The sequence below is a fragment of the Ectothiorhodospira magna genome (assembly GCF_900110965.1).
GTDB classification, from domain to species: domain Bacteria; phylum Pseudomonadota; class Gammaproteobacteria; order Ectothiorhodospirales; family Ectothiorhodospiraceae; genus Ectothiorhodospira; species Ectothiorhodospira magna.
Genome location: NZ_FOFO01000010.1, coordinates 14,449 through 34,265, shown reverse-complemented (window position 1 = coordinate 34,265; position 19,817 = coordinate 14,449). Strand labels below are relative to the sequence as shown.

General features: G+C 61.8%; 14 protein-coding genes. 8 read left to right on the top strand and 6 right to left on the bottom strand.

Annotated elements, in window-relative coordinates; translation table 11 throughout:
• Positions 1-40: 40 nt before the first annotated feature.
• Positions 41-697 (top strand): sulfotransferase family 2 domain-containing protein, encoded by a 657-nt coding sequence (locus BMX62_RS05440; RefSeq protein ID WP_090205671.1) that lies wholly within the window; start codon positions 41-43, stop codon positions 695-697.
• Between the two features lie 92 nt (positions 698-789).
• Here BMX62_RS05440 and BMX62_RS05435 read toward each other — a convergent pair whose 3' ends face one another.
• The 6 genes from BMX62_RS05435 to BMX62_RS05410 all read right to left on the bottom strand — a co-directional run bounded on the left by BMX62_RS05435 (position 790) and on the right by BMX62_RS05410 (position 7,942).
• Positions 790-1,008, bottom strand: coding sequence for a zinc-finger domain-containing protein (locus BMX62_RS05435; RefSeq protein ID WP_090205525.1), 219 nt, complete (start codon positions 1,006-1,008; stop codon positions 790-792).
• 21 nt (positions 1,009-1,029) lie between these two features.
• Entirely contained in the window at positions 1,030-1,953 is a 924-nt protein-coding gene (locus BMX62_RS05430) for a branched-chain amino acid transaminase (RefSeq protein ID WP_090205522.1), read from the bottom strand.
• 95 nt (positions 1,954-2,048) lie between these two features.
• On the bottom strand, positions 2,049-4,952 hold the full coding sequence (gene glnE / locus BMX62_RS05425; RefSeq protein ID WP_090205518.1) for a bifunctional [glutamate--ammonia ligase]-adenylyl-L-tyrosine phosphorylase/[glutamate--ammonia-ligase] adenylyltransferase: 2,904 nt from the start codon (positions 4,950-4,952) through the stop codon (positions 2,049-2,051).
• Between the two features lie 13 nt (positions 4,953-4,965).
• The gene (locus tag BMX62_RS05420; protein WP_090205514.1) at positions 4,966-6,027 is read right to left on the bottom strand and encodes a type IV pilus twitching motility protein PilT; all 1,062 of its coding nucleotides are present in this window, start codon (positions 6,025-6,027) and stop codon (positions 4,966-4,968) included.
• 5 nt (positions 6,028-6,032) lie between these two features.
• A complete protein-coding gene (locus tag BMX62_RS05415; RefSeq protein WP_090205511.1) occupies positions 6,033-7,127 on the bottom strand; it encodes a type IV pilus twitching motility protein PilT in 1,095 nt (364 codons plus the stop codon).
• Between the two features lie 242 nt (positions 7,128-7,369).
• Positions 7,370-7,942: a hypothetical protein gene (locus BMX62_RS05410; protein WP_238375871.1), complete on the bottom strand. Its 573-nt coding sequence runs from the start codon at positions 7,940-7,942 to the stop codon at positions 7,370-7,372.
• A 223-nt stretch (positions 7,943-8,165) separates the two neighbouring features.
• Here BMX62_RS05410 and BMX62_RS05405 point away from each other — a divergent pair, with 223 nt between their 5' ends.
• From BMX62_RS05405 to BMX62_RS05375, 7 genes are all read left to right on the top strand, one after another.
• On the top strand, positions 8,166-9,203 hold the full coding sequence (locus BMX62_RS05405; protein WP_090205667.1) for a Fe(3+) ABC transporter substrate-binding protein: 1,038 nt from the start codon (positions 8,166-8,168) through the stop codon (positions 9,201-9,203).
• A 172-nt stretch (positions 9,204-9,375) separates the two neighbouring features.
• The gene (locus BMX62_RS05400) at positions 9,376-11,067 is read left to right on the top strand and encodes an ABC transporter permease (protein ID WP_090205504.1); all 1,692 of its coding nucleotides are present in this window, start codon (positions 9,376-9,378) and stop codon (positions 11,065-11,067) included.
• Positions 11,051-12,118: an ABC transporter ATP-binding protein gene (locus BMX62_RS05395; RefSeq protein WP_090205500.1), complete on the top strand. Its 1,068-nt coding sequence runs from the start codon at positions 11,051-11,053 to the stop codon at positions 12,116-12,118. The genes BMX62_RS05400 and BMX62_RS05395 overlap by 17 nt, the downstream gene beginning before the upstream one ends.
• A gap of 483 nt (positions 12,119-12,601) precedes the next feature.
• Positions 12,602-12,982 carry a magnesium and cobalt transport protein CorA gene (locus tag BMX62_RS05390; RefSeq protein ID WP_090205497.1) on the top strand — a complete coding sequence of 127 codons (381 nt, stop codon included), beginning with the start codon at positions 12,602-12,604 and terminating at the stop codon, positions 12,980-12,982.
• Between the two features lie 58 nt (positions 12,983-13,040).
• Entirely contained in the window at positions 13,041-14,804 is a 1,764-nt protein-coding gene (locus BMX62_RS05385) for an autotransporter assembly complex protein TamA (RefSeq protein ID WP_090205494.1), read from the top strand.
• 40 nt (positions 14,805-14,844) lie between these two features.
• Positions 14,845-18,342 carry a translocation/assembly module TamB domain-containing protein gene (locus BMX62_RS05380; RefSeq protein WP_090205491.1) on the top strand — a complete coding sequence of 1,166 codons (3,498 nt, stop codon included), beginning with the start codon at positions 14,845-14,847 and terminating at the stop codon, positions 18,340-18,342.
• Positions 18,343-18,382: 40 nt separating this feature from the next.
• Positions 18,383-19,783 carry an MBL fold metallo-hydrolase RNA specificity domain-containing protein gene (locus BMX62_RS05375; RefSeq protein ID WP_090205488.1) on the top strand — a complete coding sequence of 467 codons (1,401 nt, stop codon included), beginning with the start codon at positions 18,383-18,385 and terminating at the stop codon, positions 19,781-19,783.
• The last annotated feature ends 34 nt before the right edge of the window (positions 19,784-19,817 follow it).

The window sequence follows — 19,817 nt, the reverse complement described above, 5'->3', positions numbered from 1 at the left end:
CTGCGCGGGGGAAGGGGGGATGTTCAAAAGTCATATTCCCATGCTCTTGTCCCTAAAACATCGTTTTTTGTTCGTTCACATCGCCAAGACTGGCGGCACCAGTGTACGGGCGACCCTGGCCAGATACCGCTATCGGGGCCTCTGGGGTGCGCCCATGTTCATCGCCAATAAACTGGATCAGATGTCCGGTCATCGCATCGGCGCCAAATTTCCCCGCCATGCCAAGGCCATCGCTGCCCGGGAAATGTTACCGGCAACACTGTACGACGAACTGTTCAAGTTTGTATTTGTGCGTAATCCCTGGGATCTTCAGGTGAGTTCGTTCTTTCACATCCGCAAGGAACGTCCCCAGGTGCTGGCGGGGGTGACCACCTTCGAACAGTTCATTCGACTCAAGTTCGATCCTGAACGTCCCTGGAACTATCTGCTCGATACATCCAGGGAACGGCAGCGAGATTATGTGGTGGACCTGCGGGGACAGCAGATCGTGGATTTCATCGGCCATTACGAGTCCCTGCAGGCCGATTTTGATACCGTCTGTGATCGGATCGGCCTTCCCCGAACCCCCTTGCCCCACCGCCGCAAGGCCCAGGGTCGGGATGATTTTCGCCGTTATTACAACGACGAAACCGCCCGGTTGGTGGAGGCGCATTACCGGGAAGACATCGAGATGTTTGGTTACCGGTTCGACGGATAACCGGCTTTCCGGGCCAGTCTTCCCAAGGCAAGAAAAAGGGGAGGCGGCTCAAGGCCCTGCCCCCCCCAGAAGACGATGCAGCCCCGGACCCGTTACGGCGTCAACTGATACACCGTACTGCAGTAGGGACAGACGATACGTCCATCCCGGGCATCCTCAATGGGCAGATAAACCCGGGGATGGGAAGCCCACAAGGCGGTGCCCGGACCGGGACAGCACAGGGGTAAGTCCTGTGGGCTGACGGTGATGGTCGCCTGGGTATTGGCCGTCCGGTAGGCGTCCTGATTGAGTGCAGTCTGTGGATTCGGCATGGGGTGCGCCTCCAACGCGGGTCAGACGTAGGTCAGCCAGCCTTCATGCTTGGGATGACGACCCTTGACCACGTCAAAATACAGGGTCTGTAGTTTCTCGGTAATGGGACCACGGCCACCATGACCAATACTGCGGCCATCCAGCTGACGAATGGGGGTCACTTCCGCCGCCGTGCCAGTGAAAAAGGCCTCATCGGCAGCATAAACCTCGTCTCGGGTAATGCGCTTTTCCCGGACCGGAATACCACATTCCTCCGCCAGGGTCATGATGGTGCGGCGGGTGATGCCATCCAGGGCAGAGGTCAGATCCGGGGTATAGATCACACCATCACTGATCAGGAAGAAATTCTCGCCGCTGCCCTCGGACACATAGCCTTCGGTATCCAGCAACAGGGCTTCGTCACAACCACAGGCCAAAGCCTCCTGCAAGGCCATCATGGAGTTCATGTAATTACCATTGGCCTTGGCCTTGCACATGGTCACGTTGACATGGTGACGATTGAAGGAGGAGGTCTTGACCCGAATGCCCCGCTCCATGTTTTCTGCCCCCAGATAGGCGCCCCATTCCCAGGCGGCCACAATGACATGTACCTGAAGGTTGTCGGCCCGCAGGCCCATACCCTCGGCACCGAAAAAACACATGGGCCGCAGGTAAGCACTCTTGAGGCCATTATCCCGCACTGCAGCCACCTGGGCGGCATTGAGTTCGGCAGGGGTATAGGGGATGGTCATGCCCAGGATATGGGCAGAGCGGAACAGTCGGCGGGTATGTTCCTCCAGCCGGAAAATGGCCGGGCCACGCTCCGTCTGGTAGGCGCGCACCCCCTCAAAAACCCCCATGCCATAGTGCAGAGTATGGGTGAGCACGTGGGTTCTGGCGTCACGCCAGGGCACCATCTCGCCGTCGTACCAGATCAGACCATCGCGGTCGGCCATGCTGGACATGCTGTTTTTCCTCTTTTAAACGTTCGATAGCAGGGTTCCCCGATGGGGTACGGGGCGGCGCGGAACCCGGCGCACATCCCCCCATGATCATGTCATCACGTCATCAGGCGTTGCCAGAAAGCACGCACCTGTTCCCGTTCCTGGGTCCAATCCGAGGCCGGTACCCTGGCAGGCAATTCCTGCAGGGTCAACTCGTGAATCCGGTCCCTGAAACACCGATAGGTATCCATCAGGAACAAGGCATCGTCCCTGGGCATCAGACCCGTCTCGATCAGAGACTCCAGGATGCGGATGTTGTCAGGCCAGGTTGTGAGCTGGGGATGCCGGGAGGCATGGGCCAGAACCAGGTATTGCACCATAAATTCAATGTCTGCGATACCGCCGGGGTCTCTTTTGAGATCAAACCATGCCGGGTCACGGGTGGCATGTTCCTTCCACATCTTTTCCCGCATTTCCCGCACTTCCTGGCGCAGGGCATCCTCATCCCGGGGCTGTTGCAGCACCTGGTCGCGCACCGCTTCAAAGGCCTTGGCAATACGGCCATCTCCGGCCACCGGCCTGGCCCGCACCAGCGCTTGATGCTCCCAGGTCCAGGCAGAACCCAGTTGATAGTCCGCAAAGGCGGTCACGCTGGTCACCAGCAAACCCGAGGCACCGCTGGGACGCAGCCGGGTATCCACTTCGTATAGCCGTCCCGCCCCGGTGAATATTCCCAAAAAATGCAGTATCCGCTGGCCCACCCGGGCGAAGAATTCACTGTTGTCCAGTGGCCGGTCGCCATCGGTCATGGCCTGCGCCCCCCGACTGTCGTGCAAAAATACGATGTCCAGGTCCGAGCCGTATCCCAGTTCCAACCCCCCCAGCTTGCCATAGCCCACCACCGCAAAGCCCGGCTCGAAGGGTTTGCCGTCAATCAGGCAACGGGGTCGGCCATGTCGGGCAACGAGCTGCTCCAGCACCAGATCCAGCACCCGCTCCAGAACCACTTCGGCAATCCAGGTCAGATGGTCGCTGACTTTCATCACCGGCAACACGTCCATGATGTCGGCGGCGGCCACCTTGAGCACCTGTACCTGCTTGAACAGGCGCAGCCGGTCCATCACCTGTTCCAGGTCATCCTGGGGCACCTGCACCAATTCATCATTGAGGGCATCCAGCAGCCCCTGACGACCTGGGGGCGCATACAGACTGCGGGGGTCCAGCAGTTCATCCAGCAACAGGGGGTAACGGGTCAGATGGTCGGCGATCCAGGGGCTGGCCTCACACAGCCGGGCCAACTGGGACAGGGCCAGGGGGTTTTCCACCAGCAAGGAGAGATACACGGAACGCCGGGCAATGGTCTGCACCAGCCGCAGCAGCCGTTCCAGGGTGGCATCAGGCGCCTGGAGGCCACTGAGCACCCCCAGCATCAGGGGCATGAGCCGATCCAGGCGCTCACGCCCGGTGGCGGTGAGCTTGCGGCAGGCACTGCTGTCCCGCAACTGGGTCAGTGCCGTCAGGGCGGCCTCCGGGTCGGTCAGACCCCGTTCTTTCAACACCGCCAGGGCGCGCTCCTGCTCCAGGGAACCCAGCCACAGGGACGCCAGGTCCCGCTGGGCCTCGGGCTGGGTGGTCTGTTCATCATCATCGCCGCCCTGAGGGGCGGCAAACACCTGTTCAAACTGGCTATGTACCCGGCGCATATGCCGGTTGAGGCTGCGCTCGAAGCTGTCCCAATCGGCAAACCCCATGGACAGGGCCAGCCGCAGGCGGTCCGATGGGTCCTGGGGCAAACGATGGGTCTGCTGATCCGCCACCATCTGCAGGCGGTTTTCCGTGCGGCGCAGGAAGTCATAGGCTTCCAGCAGATGACGTACCGCATAGGCGGGCATCAAATCCTGGGCCGCCAGCCGCTCCAGTACGGGCCGGATACCCCGCAGCTGCAGGGAGGGGTCCCGGCCCGCCCGGATGAGCTGGAACGCCTGACCGACGAATTCTACTTCCCGGATACCCCCCTCTCCCAGCTTGATGTCCTGATCCTTGCCCTTGCGGGTCGCCTCCCGGTTGATCAGGGCTTTCATGTCCCGCAGGGCACCAAAAGCACCAAAGTCCAGATAGCGGCGATAGATAAAGGGGCGCAACAGTGCATACAGCTGTTGGGCACTGTCCCGGTCACCGGCCACGGCCCGGGCCTTGATCAGGGCGTACCGTTCCCATTCCCGCCCATGGCTTTCGTAGTAATCTTCCAGGGCATCAAAACTCATCACCAGGGGGCCGGTGCCGCCGAAAGGACGCAGACGCATGTCCACCCGATAAACAAAGCCATCGGCGGTCTTTTCGTTGAGTACCTTGATCAGACGCTGCCCCAGACGGATGAAGAACTGCTGGTTGTCCAGACTGCGTTCCCCATCGGTTTCCCCGGACCGGGGATAGGCAAAAATAAGGTCGATGTCGGAGGAGAAATTCAGTTCATCGCCCCCCAGCTTGCCCATGCCCAGCACCACCAGACGCTGGGGCTGACCGGCGGCATCCCGAGGCTCGCCATGACGGCGGACCAGATCCTGATGCAGCCAGTGCAAAGCGCCATCAATAAGCTGATCGGCCAGGGTAGAGAGGTCTGCCAGGGTGTCATTGAGGGTGGCCGCACCGCTCAGGTCACGCCAGGCGATACGCACCATCTCCCGCTGTCGGGACTGGCGTAACTGGCTCATCAGATCGGTTTCATCCCTGGCTGGCGCCAGGCTGTCCTGAACCCGACGGGCCATGTCCCCATCCTGGTAGACCCGCTCCAGATCGCCGGATGCCAGCAGGGCCAGGAATCGATCCGGGTGGCGAATGGCGGCACGGGCAACAAATTCGCTGTAATACCAGATTCTGGCCAGATCTTCAGGCCAGGGGCCGGGGTTTAGACCCTGGTGGTGGCAGGCCGACAGGTAATCTGTGGCCAGATTGATCAAAGCCGGGTGAGCGGCCTGGGGGATGGCCGCCAGGCACAGATTCTGGGGGGTGGGCAGGGTCATAGGGTCGCCAACTTTAACTTTGGGTCTTGACCGCTTCAAATTCGGCCTTGTTGATGGATTGCAGATAGGCTTCACGCCCCGTGATAAAACCGCCATCCAGCAGTCGGCGCAAGGCCGTGTCCATGGTCTGCATGCCCGTCAGGGCACCGGACTGCATGGCCCCCAGCAGCTGATCGGTACGCCCTTCCCGTATCAGATTGGCCACCGCCGGGGTGTTGACCAGAATTTCCATGGCCAAAACCCGGCCCTCACCATCTGCGCGGCAGACCAGTTGCTGGGAAATGACCCCCCGCAATGAGGTGGAGAGCATGGTGCGGATCTGGGGTTGCTTCATGGCCGGGAAGACATTGATGATTCGGTCCACGGTGGTGGCGGCGCCGTTGGTGTGCAGGGTGCCCAGCACCAGAATGCCGGTTTCTGCCGCCGTGACCGCCAGGGCGATGGTGTCCAGATCCCGCAATTCTCCCACCAGAATCACATCCGGGTCCTCCCGCAGGGCCGAGCGCAGGGCGGCGGCAAATGTTTTGGTATGCACACCCACTTGACGCTGGCTGATCAGGCAACGCTTGCGATGATGGACAAATTCAATCGGGTCTTCGATGGTGATGATATGTCCACGCCGCCGCTGGTTGATATCGTCCACCAGCGCTGCCAGGGTGGTGGACTTTCCCGAGCCGGTTTTGCCAGTGACCAAAACCAGTCCTTGCCGCTGCATCCCCAGGCCGGCAAGGGTCATGGGCAGGTTGAGCTGGGACAGGCTCAGGGCGCATTCGGGAATGGCGCGGAACACGGCGGCCTGTCCGTGGAGGTGGCGAAACAGATTGACCCGAAAACGCCCCACCCCTTCGATGGCATAGGCAAAGTCCACCCCATCATCCCGATCGAAGACGATTCGGGCATCCGGGGACAGAATTTCCCCCATCAGATGACTTAAATCCTGGGGCTGGAGCGGGGTATCCCCAATGGGCCTGATTTCTCCATGGACCCGGATACGGGGCGGATCGCCAGACACCAGATGCAGGTCCGAACCACCGGCGGCCATCAATTGCTTGAGATAGTCATCCACATGATGCATGGCACTCATCCTCCGGCCAGATCAATTTTTGGCAACAAGCTGGAATCAGTCACAAACCGCTGCAGTTTCTTTTTATCCACAGCACATTGATAGGCGTCATCCGGGTCAATTTCGTTGCGCTCGATGGCCTCCTGCAGTGCCTGGTCCATGGACTGCATCCCCAGGGTTCGACTGGTTTGCATCTGGGAGGGAATCTGGAACACCTTGTCGCTGGTGATCATCTTGGCAATGGCGCGGGTCACCACCAGCACCTCCACCACGGGCCGGCGGGAACGTCCGTCAGCAGACTTGACCAGAACCTGGGTGATGACACCGTGCAGGCTCTGGGATAAAAAGGTCTTGGCCTGACCCCGCTGCTCCAGGGGCAAGGAGGCGAGAATACGGTCGATGGTCTTGGCCGCCGAGGTGGTGTGCAGGGTGCCCAGCACCAGATGACCGGTTTCTGCCGCCACCATGGCCATGAGTATGGACTCGGCATCCCGCAGTTCTCCCACCAGAATCACATCCGGGTCTTCCCGCAGGGCATGGCGCAGGCCGTGGGCATAGCTGGGGACATGGGTGCCCACCTCCCGCTGGATCACCTGGGAGCGCTTGCTTCGATGAACAAATTCCACCGGGTCTTCCAGGCTGATGATGTTCACCGCCCGATGGGTGTTGATGTAGTCGATGATGGCCGCCAGCGTGGTGGACTTGCCGGTGCCGGTGGACCCGGTCACCAGCACCATACCCTGATGGTGGTCGATGAGGGTCTTGATGACAGGTGGCAATCCCAGGCTATCCAGATCCGGCAGCTGGGTGGGAATCTGGCGAAAGGTGACCCCGATACCGGTGGATTTGCGAAACACGTTGGTGCGAAACCGGCCCACCTCGTCGGCAACATAGGCAAAATCCAGGTCATCCCCTTCGCTAAACCGTTGTTTCTGGGCCGGAGAAAGAATATCCATCACATAGGTCTCCAGTTCCCTGGCAGACAGATCCCGGAACCGGATGGGCAAGATGTCTCCGTTGATCCGCAACAGCGGGGGCAATCCCACGGCCAGATGCAGATCGGAACAGCCCTGTTCCCGGGCCAGCTTGAGAAAGGCATTGATTCTAGCCATCGAGACTCTCCCACCTCCATTTAATGAATCGGACGACAGGCCAGCAACGCCGCCCGCACCTGGCTCATGCTCTGCGGACGCGCATCTGGCGTCACCGCCATCATCTCATGATCCCGGCCTTCCAGAGCGACAGACTAAGGCAGCATCTGCCGGTGGGTCTTGACGACCTGTTGCAAACGTAGCCCCTTTCCAGCGCCCTGCTCAGGCTGGTCAACCCGGCTTGCTTTCACAAGCCCTCCACTTCAAGTCGGGGGTAGTTGACGCCATTCCGCTGCACGGACGATATACGCCTTGTTCACAAGGGTCACGACCTGGTCGGACAAAAACAGCCGGATAAAGCGGTTTTCGAAAATATTGATATAGTCATACAGACGAGAACTTTCCGGCGGCAGGATTTCACGAATAGTGCCCTGCAACAGGGAACCGTCCATGAGATAGAGGCGCGCCCCCAGCCGGGTGATGAATTCAGGCTCCTCCCAGTTCGGGCTGACCTCATGCTCCAGACGCACCACCGCGTGCTTGTTATAAAATCGCAATTCCCCCGAGGTGCGGCTGCGCATGGCCAGGAAAGCATCGGTGTTGTTCATGACCTCCACCGGCTCTTCCTCCCCTTGCTGATGGTAGCTTTGCAGGTGAACGAAAATTTCACCCACCTCTCCCATCACCAGCCCGTCGGGATGTACCCAGATTTTCACGGGGATGAGTTTTTTGGGAATTTTCAGTGCATCTTTGTCCGTATCCATCATCGCTTTGCGCGAAAAACCCCGTCTTCTCAAGACTGGGGAGGGATAACGTATCGTCTGCTGCACGATCACGTGGCCCTGGTCGCGTCCTCCTGTATGGATTGGGGTTGAACAAGTATAGCCCTACGGCCATCCGCCCGTTATAGCAGACAGTCTGACGTCCATATACGCAGCAAATCGTTATTTTGAGGCATTTTCCCGATTACCGGGGCAATGACCATGATCTTGACAGCATCAAAAAAACAAATGACACTCGTTCTTGTTCGCGATACAACCCACAGGAGCGATGTTTCCCATGGTCAAGTCTTGTTTCCACACACCAGCGGCCCTGCTGGCAGCCTGCACGCTGGCCCTCACACTGCCGGCCCCGGCTCTGGCCCAGGATGAGGTCAATGTCTACTCTGCCCGTCAGGAGGCGCTGATCAAACCCCTGATGGACGAATTTACCACCCAAACCGGAATTCGGGTGAATATTGTCAGTGCCCAGGCCGATGCGCTGCTGCAGCGTCTACGTAGTGAGGGGCGCAACACCCCGGCGGATGTGCTCATCACCGTGGATGCAGGCAATCTGAACAATGCCCGGGCTGCCGGCGTGCTGCGGCCCATCGAGTCGGCGGTACTCAACGAGGCCATTCCCGAAAACTACCGGGATGCGGAAGGCCACTGGTACGGTCTGTCCATGCGTGCCCGCCCGATCATGTATGTCAAAGGCAAGGTAGACCCGGCGGATCTGTCCACCTACGAGGCCTTGACGGACTCACAGTGGCACCGTCGCATCTGTATTCGCTCTTCGAGCAATGTCTACAACCAGTCCATGACCGCTTCCATGATCATTGCCAACGGCGAAGCCGAGACGGAAAGCTGGGCACGGGGGCTGGTGGCCAACATGGCCCGTCCGCCCATGGGTGGCGACCGGGACCAGATTCGCGCCGCAGCGGCGGGGCAATGTGATCTGGCCATTGCCAACACCTATTATCTGGGGCAGATGCTCAATTCCAGTGACCCTGCCGAGCGCACTGCCGCGCAGTCCATCGGCGTTTTCTGGCCCAACCAGGAGGATCGAGGCGTACATGTGAACGTGAGCGGTGCCGGGGTGGTGGCCCATTCCCGCAATGTGGACAATGCTGTCAAACTCATTGAATTCATGGCCAGCGACAGTGCCCAGCGTTGGTACGCGGAAGCCAACCAGGAATATCCGGTCAAGCCTGGCGTGGCATGGAGTGGCACCCTGGCGGAGTTAGGTGAATTCCAGGCCGATGCGGTCAACCTGGGTCTGCTGGGTGACTTCAACGCCGCCGCCGTGCGGCTGATGGACCGGGCGGGCTGGCGCTGAGTCGTCCCCTTCTGCCCTTCGCCTCCATTGTGTCACTCCCGCGAAAGCGGGAGTCCAGGGCCTTAATAGTTTGAGGCAATGGCTGGATTCCTGCTTGCGCGGGAGTAGACTATACCCCTCCCGAAACGCCGACCCATCGTTGCCACGCCATGACCAGCCACCCGACGACCCCATGAGGACTGACCCGGTATCCCGACAAGGGGGGTTTTCGTCAAGCCGTCTCAAACGTCCCGACGCCTGGAGCCTGGGCGTCCCCCTGATCGCCGCCATCCTGGCCCTGCCGGTGCTGGTGATCTTTGCCCATGTCTTCATCCCGGCCTCCGACGTCTGGCTGCATCTGCGCCAGACCGTGTTGCAGGACTATGTCACCAACTCCTTGATCCTGATGGTGGGGGTAGGAGTGGGGGTTCTTCTGATCGGCATTCCCACCGCCTGGCTGGTGAGCATGTGCGATTTTCCCGGTCGACGTCTGTTCGAGTGGGCGCTGCTGCTGCCCCTGGCCATGCCGGCCTACATCATCGCCTACACCTACACCGGCATGCTCGATTTCGCCGGCCCGGTACAGACCCAGCTGCGGGAGTGGACCGGCTGGGGCTGGGGCGACTACTGGTTCCCCCAGATCCGTTCCCTGCCGGGGGCCATCATCATGTTGTCCCTGGTGCTCTACCCCTACGTCTACCTGCTCAGCCGCGCCGCCTTCCTGGAACAGTCCATCTGCGTGCTGGAGGTCTCCCGCACCCTGGGCGCCGGCCCCTGGGCGGGCTTTCATCGCGTGGCCCTGCCCCTGGCCCGGCCCGCCATCATCACCGGCCTGTCCCTGGCCCTGATGGAGACCCTGGCGGACTACGGCACGGTGCAGTATTTCGGCATTCCCACCTTCACCACCGGCATCTTCCGCACCTGGTTCGGCCTGGGTGACCCAGGGGCCGCCGCCCAGCTGGCGGGGATCATGATGACCTTCGTGCTGGTGCTGATCGTGCTGGAGCGCTATTCCCGGCGCCGCGCCCGTTTCCACCACACCAGTGCCCGCTATTCCCGTCTGCCTCGCTACCGGCTGCGGGGCGTGCACCTGGCCGGCGCCCTGGTGGTGTGCGCCCTGCCCATCGTCCTGGGCTTTGTGATTCCATCGGCCCAGTTGCTGCAATGGGCACTGCGCACCCCCCACATGTGGATGCAGCCGGAGTTTCTGGTGCTGGTGTGGAACAGTGTTTCCCTGGCCGCCATTGCCGCTGTACTGGCAGTGGCCCTGGCCCTGGTGCTGGCCTATGGCAAGCGGCTGCGCCCCTCCCTGCCGGTGAACGCCGCGGTGCGGGTGGCGGGGATGGGCTACGCCATTCCCGGCACCGTCATCGCCGTGGGGGTGATGCTGCCCTTTGCCTGGATCGACAACACCATCGACGGCTGGATGCGGGATGCCTTTGGCATCTCCACCGGCCTGATCCTCTCCGGCACCCTGGTGGCCCTGGTGTTCTCCTACTGCGTGCGGTTTCTGGCCGTCTCCCTGCAGACGGTGGAGGCGGGGCTGGCCAAGATCAAGCCGTCCATGGATGATGCTGCCCGCTCCCTGGGCACCCCGCCCCGGCAGGTTCTGAGCAAGATCCACATGCCCATCATGCGGGGCAGCCTGCTCACCGCCCTGCTGCTGGTGTTCGTGGATGTCTTGAAAGAACTGCCAGCCACCCTGATACTGCGCCCCTTCAACTTCAACACCCTGGCGGTGCGCGCCTTCGAACTGGCCTCGGACGAGCGGCTGGCGGATTCCGCCAGCGCGGCCCTGGCCATCGTCCTGGCGGGGATCATCCCGGTGATCCTCATCAGCCGCACCATCAGCCGCTCCAGACCCGGACATGACTCGCCTGCTTGAAATCGACCATGTGAGCGTGGGCTACGACGGTACCACCGTTGTCCACGACGTCAGCCTCGCCCTGAACACCGGGGTCATCGGCTGCCTGCTGGGCCCCAGCGGCTGCGGCAAGACCACGTTGCTGCGCACCATCGCCGGTTTCGAGCCGGCCAGCGCGGGGCGGGTGCTGCTGGACGGCCAGGTGGTGAGCCAGGCCGGCTGGACCCTGCCCCCGGAGCGGCGTCAGGTGGGCATGGTGTTCCAGGATTTCGCCCTGTTTCCCCATCTGACGGTGGCGGAAAACATCGCTTTCGGCATCCGCGGCCAGTCCAGCCGGGCCCGGCGGGAGCGGGTCACGGAACTGCTGCGGCTCATCGGCCTGCCGGACTACGGCCCGGCCTACCCCCACGCCCTGTCCGGCGGACAGCAGCAGCGTATCGCCGTGGCCCGCGCCATGGCGCCCAGACCCAGGCTGCTGTTGCTGGACGAGCCCTTTTCCAACATGGACGTGGAGCTGCGCGAGGGCCTGGCCCGGGAAGTCCGCGCCATCCTCAAGCAGGAAGACATCACCGCCATGCTGGTCACCCATGACCAGAACGAGGCCTTTGCCTTTGCCGACCGCATCGCCGTCATCAACGCTGGCCGGGTGCTGCAATGGGACACCGCCTACAACCTCTACCACAAGCCCATTGCCCGGTTCGTGGCGGATTTCATCGGTCAGGGCAGGATGCTGACGGGGACGGTGCGCAACAAGCACGAAGTAGAGACCGAACTGGGGACCATCACCGGCCGGATTCCCGAAACCTGCCAGCCCGGCGATCCGGTGGACGTGCTGGTGCGGCCCGACGACATCCAGCCCGACGACAGCAGCCCCATTTTCGGCGAGGTGATGGAGAAGGCGTTTCGCGGCGCCAATTTCCTCTACACCCTGCGCCTGGGTAGTGGCGATACCGTGCTGTGCCTGGCGCCATCCCATGCCAACTACGCCCTGGGGGAACGGATTCCCCTCAGACTGGGGTTCAACCATCTGGTGATTTTCCCCCGTCAAACCGGGCCGGCCATGGTCTCCTGAAGGGCCGTCGGGTTCCGCGCCGGAATCCATCGGCCTCCGGGGGGAATGGCACTGCAAAAAAGGGCTTTAAAAATCGCTGCCGAAGGGGTATCTTTGCGCCCGTTCCCGGCTGTGTCCGGGAGCGTATGTCAGGCCACAGAGGACTTCGTGTTCGTATGGACAGTTGCTGTACAACTTGCACACGCGTGACGACCATTTCGGGTTCGGCATGGGTGTGGTGCAGTGTCCGTCGAGACCCGTTTCCCGCCACGGTCGTCTGACCGTCCGGGGCTCCTGATCCCGACGCGCCCAACCCCATCCAAGGCACGTACGGGAGCCCCCCAGCGTTTACGCATGACCTGCAACCGCCATCATGGGCGGTGTTTTTCTTTTGAGGTCCTGCGGCTTTTCTTCCCGTCGTGTCATGCCTTCCACCCGATACCGGTTCACGCATCCCACCGGATACCCTTGCAGCATGCCCCCGGGGGCAAAAGGAAAGTAGACATGACCGAACTGATGAACAATACCGCCACCACCCTTGATACCGCCGCCAATGATGCCGTACACGCCCTGCCGTGGACCGATGGCGCACTGGAGACGGTAAATACGGCGGTGCGGATGGGGGAATACGGCGCGGCGCGGCTGCGGTTCTTGAAACTGGCGGAACAGTCCCAGATCCGGGTGCTGCAGCATATTCCGCAAAAAGAGGCCATTCGACTGGCCGGAGGGTTGCCTCCCTACACGGTGGCCCGTCTGTTTGAACAACTCCCCCGTCCCCTGGGTCGGGCCATTATTCAGGCCCTGCCGGAGGTCAAGCGGCAGGGGGTGGTGGTGATCCTGAACCACCGTCGCAGCCATGCTCCCCGGCAACAGGCCATGGGCTGATATAATACCCAGCCCTTTCTTCCCGTCCTGATGGGCGGGATTTCCCGTGGAGGCACTGATGACCGCCCATCACCCGGCCACCCGATGCCATTCCTCGATCCGGCGCTTGCCACTTGTCCTTATTCTGTTTCTGGGCCTGTTTCCCGGTCTGGCCCTGGGGGCCGAACCCCGCATTGGCATTGCCGATGTCAGTCAAGAGATCGCAGATAACATCCGCGCCCATCTGGGACTGGCCAGGGAAGGCTGTGATTTGCCAGACTGGCGCCGGCGCCCCCTTTTGCGCAATGCAGATGGAGAAATCCGTGCCGCCCTGCGCGCCCTGGGCCATTATGAACCTGTTTTTACCCTGGATTTCAAACGCACCCAAACCTGCTGGTCCCTGGATATCACCCTGGACCCTGGCCCCCCGGTACGGGTACGGACCCTGGATATCCAGATCATGGGTGAAGCGGAACAGGACCCGGTGTTCACCGACCTGTTGCAGTCTCTCCCCCTGGGTCCTGGGGACCGGCTGCGCCATGATCGCTATGAGCAGATCAAGAGCAGCCTCAACCGTCAGGCGGCAGCCCGGGGTTATCTGCAGGCCCGCATGACCACCAGCCAGATGCGGGTGGATGTATCGGCACAAGCGGCAGACCTCATCATCCATCTGGACAGTGGCCCCCGCCATGTCATGGGGCCGGTCACCCTGGACCAGGACGCATTCCATGACCGGCTGGTCCGCCGCTTCATCGCCTTTGAACCCGGTGAGGTCTACGACAGTCAGCGCCTCATTGCCTTGCAACAGGCGTTCATCGACAGCGGTTATTTCAGCGATGTTCGGGTTGAACCCCGAATCGATGAAGTGGAACAACAGCAGGTGCCCATACAGGTGACCCTGACGCCCCGGAATCGATGGTCCTATCTGGCCGGTGTCGGCGTCACCACCGACAAGGGCCCCCGAATGCGTCTGGGACTGGAAAATCACCGGGTCAACCGGGCTGGCCATCGCTATCAGGCAGAACTGTCACTGTCCGCCGTGGACACCCGGCTGGGCCTGGGCTACGACATTCCCCTGGGAGATCCGGCCCGGGAACGGATTGGTTTTACCGGGGGCTATCAAAGGGAACGCACCGATACCACCGACAGTGACCTTCACAGTCTGGGCATCACCCATCTGCGTCAATTGCCCTCCGGCTGGACCCGGACCCGTTCCCTGACTTTTGAGCAGGAGGACTATAAAGTGGCTGATATCCGGGACAGCACCACCTTGCTGATGCCCGGTTTTCAGTTGTCCAGGGTACAGACGGATCATCCGATTTTTCCCAGACAGGGCTGGCGACTGAACCTCAGTCTTCGAGGGGCCAGTGAGGATATACTGTCCACCCTCAGTTTCGCCCAGGCCACGGGCCGGGCCAGGTACATCATGCCTCTGGGAGAAGGACGATTGCTGTTAAGGGCTGACGCGGGCACCACGGCGGTACAGGAATTTGTCACCCTGCCCAGCTCCATCCGCTTCTTTGCCGGTGGCGATAACAGCGTCCGCGGCTATGGTTACCGCAAGCTTGGCCCCACCAATGACAATGGCGATATTATCGGGGGGCGTCACCTGGCCAGTGGCAGTATCGAGATGGACTACCCGTTTGCCGAACAATGGAGTATGGCCATGTTTGCCGATGGCGGTAATGCCTTCAACCATCTCAATGACTGGAATGTCCGCTACGGGGTCGGTGCCGGGGTGCGCTGGCGCTCTCCCATCGGCCCCATCCGGGTGGACATCGCCCATCCTATCGACGGCAAAGACAATTTCCGTCTGCATCTGACCATGGGAATGGACCTTTGACACCCTCCCCACTGCTCAAGCCGGGGGCTTTTTGCCCATTATGGTGATCCGTCGTCTTCTTGCTGCACTGTTGTTGATGGTTTTGCTGCTGTTCACCCTGCTCACCTTTCTGGTGGGCACCGGTTCCGGCGCCCGGCTACTGGTACAGGTCGGTGGCGGCTTCATCCCCGGAGAACTGAACATCGGGCATCTGGAGGGCAATCTGCTCAAGGGCCTGACCGCCCGGGATGTCCGCTATCGTCACGACGCCCTCACCGCCGAGTTGGCCCACCTGGAGGCCCGGGTGGCCCTGCTGCCGCTGACCGGATTGCGGGTGGAAGTCCTCACCCTGCAGGCAGCGGAGCTGGACCTGACCCTCACCCCGGACCCGGATGCCCCGCCCGCCGACGGGCCTTTCAGCCTGCCCGACTCGATCCCCATGCCGGTGGTGGTGAACCTGCCCGACGGACATATTCGGCAGATCCGGTTTCGCACCGACCCAAGCGCCGAACCCCTGGCAGTGGACAGCCTGTATCTGTCCCTGCACCTGAATCAGGAGCGGGCCTTGATCCGTCGCCTGACCCTGGACAGCCCCCATGCCAACCTCCTGGCTGCAGGTCATATCGCATTGACCCTGCCCTATTCCATGGCGCTGGGATTGGACTGGCATCTTCCGCTGCCCGCAGCGGCCAATGACTTCCTGCCCGATGCCGATCAGGCCCAAGGGCAACTCGTCACCCAGGGGGATCTGACCCGGCTGACACTTCGCCATCAGATACTTGCCCCCTTGAATCTGGTGACCACAGGGGATATCCGCGATCCTGTGACCCACCTGACCCTGGACCTGACCCATCACTGGCAGGCCTTCACCATCCCCCTGGGCCAGGATCAGCGTCTGTCCGTGGCAGAGGGTCGATTGATCACCCAGGGGCAGCCCGATAGCTACAGGCTTAATCTGGATACCGGGATCACCCTGGATGAATGGCCGGCTCTGGCCCTGAGCCTGGTGGCTCAAGGAGATACCCAGGCCCTGTATCCGGCCCCCCTTGCCATCCGCAGCGAAGCGGGGGATCTGGACTTGAATGGCCGGATCAGCTGGCATGAGGGCATTCACTGGGCAGTGGAACTGACGGGACGCCACCTGGCACCCGGCCATTTCATGGCCGATCTACCCGGTCATCTACAGCTGGCCCTGAGCAGCCAGGGACGCCTGGATGAAGCGCTGGGGCTGGTGACCCAGGTGGATCTGCAGGCGCTGTCGGGGGACTTGCGCGGATTTCCCGTTCATGGCCAGGGACAGGTGAACGTCCGTGGTCAGCGGCTGACCTCTCCCGATCTGCAACTGGCCGTGGGCAATAATCATCTGAATATGCGAGGTGAGGTCACCGATCATCTGGATGTGGCCCTGGACCTGCGGGCGCCAGATCTGCCGGATCTCTGGCCAGGACTTAGGGGGCAGTTACAGGCCCAGGGCCGGATTCAGGGGCCACTGGACAGCCCTCAGATCACCGCCACCGCCCGTGGTAAAACCCTCGGTTATGGGGATCTGAGTCTGGGCCAGGTGGACCTGGATCTGCAGGCCGGCCTGTCCCCCCAAAGTCCCCTGACACTCAACCTCACCATTGCTGCCCTGACCCTGGAAGACACCCTGGACCTGACCCGGCTGACCCTGACTGGAGAAGGGCGGGGTGACGGGCATCGGATTCATCTGGATCTGGACGCCGATCAGGGGCAGTTGGGCCTGTCCCTGGCAGGTGGTCTGACAGCAACCGACCCGCCCGCATGGCGCGGCCAGCTTACCCGTATGAATCTGGATCAACCTCTGGCAGGTCTCTGGCAACTGGCGACCCCGGTCACCCTGCAAGCGGCCCCGGACAGGGCCGAAATGGGGCGTCTGTGCCTATTGCAGGCACCCGCCCGGCTGTGTCTGGAGGGCAGTTGGTCTGAGCAGGCGGGGGGTCGGGGTCAACTGACCCTGTCGGATCTGGCTCTGGCGAGCCTGTCTCCCCTGCTGCCTCCGAACCTGCAACTGGAGGGGCATCTGGATGCCCAGGCTGAACTGCGCCTGGATGAGCATCTGCGCCTGGAGGCTCAAGTGCTGCCCAGTGATGGTCATCTGCGTATCCTGGGACAGGATGGGGATGAGCAGACAGTGCCCTATCATCAGGCCCGGGCCGATGTCCGCATTGACCATCAGGATCTGGCAGCAACCCTGCAATTGGGTTTTCTGGAAGCGGGCACCCTCGATGCCAGGGTGGCACTCAGTCCCGACGCCGATGGCGCACTCACCCTGGCGGGCAGAGCCAGGGCGGATCTGACCGAACTGGGCTGGCTGGACATGCTGGTTCCCCAGATCCGGCATACATCGGGCCGGATCGGTGCTGACCTGATCCTTGGCGGCACCCTGGCCCAACCCCGGATGGAGGGAGAGATTGCCCTGACGGAGGCCCGTCTGGAGGTGCCGGACCTGGGCATCACTCTGGATGAGATGGCCCTGACCCTCACCCATCAGGGCAGCGAACGTCTGCAATTCGACGGCACGGTACGTTCCGGACCTGGCCGGCTGGCGCTCAACGGTCAGGTGATCATGGATGCAGACCGGGGCTATCCGGTCACCCTCACCCTCCGGGGTGACCGTTTTCAGGCAGCCCGGCGGCCTGACGTGACCTTGATGATCAGCCCGGACCTGCAACTGACGGTGTTGGGAGAGCGGCTCATTGTCACCGGTGATATTACCGTGCCCGAGGCCAGCATCACCCTGGTGGAGCTGCCCCAACAGGCGATATCAGTCTCCAGGGACGAAATCATCATCGACAGCGATCACGGGGAGGCTCCCCTGCCCCTGCAGGTGATTGCCCGGATCAGGCTCATTCTGGGGGATCAGGTACGCATCAGCGGCTTTGGCCTCAATGCCCGGCTCGGGGGCAACGTGATGGTGCAGGAGACGCCGGGCATGTCCACTCGCCTGGTGGGTGATATCCGGGTCATCGAGGGACGCTACAAGGCTTACGGCCAGGATTTGACGGTGGAACGGGGTGTTATCCTGTTTCAGGGACCACCGGACAATCCGGGGCTGAATCTGCGGGCCTTGCGCCAGGTGCCCGCCCATGACGTGGTGGTGGGTCTGGAAATCGCCGGCACCCTGGATGCCCCCCGCTCCAGAGTGTTCTCCGATCCACCGATGGAAGACAGTGATGCCCTCTCCTTTCTGGTCACCGGTCGTCCTCTGTCCGGCGCCCGGGGAGAAACGGATGCCAATGCCATTCTCTCCGCCATAGCCATGTACGGCATCGAGCAGGGTGGATTCATCACCGACCGGATTGGCCGGCAGCTGGGACTGGATGAATTTACGGTGGATACCGGCACGGAACTGGAAGGGGCTGCCCTGATGATGGGGCGCTATCTTTCACCGCGACTTTATCTGCGCTATGCGGTGGGCCTGTTCGAGCGCAGCACCACGGTCATGCTCAATTACCAGCTTTCCCGTACTCTGAGCCTGGAAACCCGGTCCGCCGCCGATGCCCAAAGCATGGATCTGATCTATCGGCGGGAACGCTGAACAGGACATCATCCTCCACACTGGACACAGGACACCCAACATGGCCGAAATGACTTTTATGGGCGCTGCCGGCGAAGTGACCGGCTCCTGCTACCTGCTACGCACCGCCCACACCCAGCTGTTGCTGGAATGCGGGATTCAGCAGGGAGGCGCCGACGCCGACCGGGCCAACCGGCGCTCCCTGGCGGAGCTGGCAAAAAAGATCGACGCCGTGGTGCTTTCCCACGGTCACCTGGACCATGCCGGGCTACTGCCCAAGCTGGTCCGTGACGGGTTTCAGGGGCCTGTCTACTGCACCGTGGCCACGTTGGAACTTCTGGAGATCATGCTCAAGGATGCAGCCCATGTGATGGCCAAGGACATCGAATGGGAAAACAAGTGGCGGGAACGGGCCGGCAAGCCCCTGATCGAACCGGTGTACACCCAGGATGATGTGGAGGCCACCCTGGCCCTGTGTCAGCCCTTGCTCTATGGCGCCCCCACCACCATCGCCCCCGACCTGCGCCTGATCTACCATGACGCCGGTCATATCCTGGGTTCGGCCATCGTCGAACTGATGATAGAGGACGGGGGTCGCACCCGGCATCTGGTGTTTTCCGGCGATCTGGGCAACCCGGATTCGGTGCTCATGTACAAACCGGCCTCGATGAAACATGCCGATGTGGTGCTGATGGAGAGCACCTACGGTGACCGTGACCATCGTCCCCTGGCGGATACGGTGGAAGAACTGGCAAACATTCTGGAACAGGCGAACCGGGATGGCGGCAATGTGCTGATCCCTGCCTTTGCCGTGGGCCGTACCCAGGAAATGCTCTATCACCTGAGCATGCTGTACCATCAAGGACGCCTGCCCCAGCAGAAGATATTTCTGGACAGCCCCATGGGCATTCAGGTGACGGAACTCTATGGCCGTCGGCGCAACCAGCTCAATGGCGGAGACATCAAAGCCCTCAGTCAGGCCGCAGGCAGTGACCTGGACCATGCCCTGCCCATTTTGCAGTTCACCCGCCGTGTGGATGAATCCATGGCCATCAACCGGATCAAGTCCGGGGCCATCATCATCGCCGGCGCCGGCATGTGCACCGGTGGGCGCATCCGCCACCATCTCAAGTACAACCTGTGGCGCAAGCAGAACCATGTGGTGATTGTGGGCTTCCAGGCCAAGGGCAGCCTGGGCCGACTGCTGGTGGATGGGGTTGAGCGGGTCAAGCTGCTGGGCAGCGAAGTGGCGGTCAAGGCCCGGATACATACCCTGGGCGGTTTTTCCGCCCATGCCGGGCAGAGTCAGCTGGTGGGCTGGGCCAAGGGGTTCAAGGGCAAACCGGTGTTCTACATGGTTCACGGAGAGCCCCAGGCCCGGGATGCCCTGGCCGAGTTGCTGCGCAAGACGCACGGCATTGATGCCCGGGTACCGGAGTACGGGGAGACCATCACCCTTTAGCCGAGGTGATGCCCCTTCATCCCCAGCCCTTCTC

Bases quoted from the DNA above. Each gene is read 5' to 3' on its own strand.
- BMX62_RS05390 (WP_090205497.1), top strand. From the start codon at position 12,602: ATGACCGAACTGATGAACAATACCGCCACCACCCTTGATACCGCCGCC.
- BMX62_RS05435 (WP_090205525.1), bottom strand. From the start codon at position 1,008: ATGCCGAATCCACAGACTGCACTCAATCAGGACGCCTACCGGACGGCC.
- glnE (WP_090205518.1), bottom strand. From the start codon at position 4,952: ATGACCCTGCCCACCCCCCAGAATCTGTGCCTGGCGGCCATCCCCCAG.
- BMX62_RS05375 (WP_090205488.1), top strand. From the start codon at position 18,383: ATGGCCGAAATGACTTTTATGGGCGCTGCCGGCGAAGTGACCGGCTCC.
- BMX62_RS05430 (WP_090205522.1), bottom strand. From the start codon at position 1,953: ATGTCCAGCATGGCCGACCGCGATGGTCTGATCTGGTACGACGGCGAG.
- BMX62_RS05400 (WP_090205504.1), top strand. From the start codon at position 9,376: ATGAGGACTGACCCGGTATCCCGACAAGGGGGGTTTTCGTCAAGCCGT.
- BMX62_RS05385 (WP_090205494.1), top strand. From the start codon at position 13,041: ATGACCGCCCATCACCCGGCCACCCGATGCCATTCCTCGATCCGGCGC.
- BMX62_RS05405 (WP_090205667.1), top strand. From the start codon at position 8,166: ATGGTCAAGTCTTGTTTCCACACACCAGCGGCCCTGCTGGCAGCCTGC.
- BMX62_RS05420 (WP_090205514.1), bottom strand. From the start codon at position 6,027: ATGCATCATGTGGATGACTATCTCAAGCAATTGATGGCCGCCGGTGGT.
- BMX62_RS05395 (WP_090205500.1), top strand. From the start codon at position 11,051: ATGACTCGCCTGCTTGAAATCGACCATGTGAGCGTGGGCTACGACGGT.
- BMX62_RS05380 (WP_090205491.1), top strand. From the start codon at position 14,845: ATGGTGATCCGTCGTCTTCTTGCTGCACTGTTGTTGATGGTTTTGCTG.
- BMX62_RS05415 (WP_090205511.1), bottom strand. From the start codon at position 7,127: ATGGCTAGAATCAATGCCTTTCTCAAGCTGGCCCGGGAACAGGGCTGT.
- BMX62_RS05440 (WP_090205671.1), top strand. From the start codon at position 41: ATGCTCTTGTCCCTAAAACATCGTTTTTTGTTCGTTCACATCGCCAAG.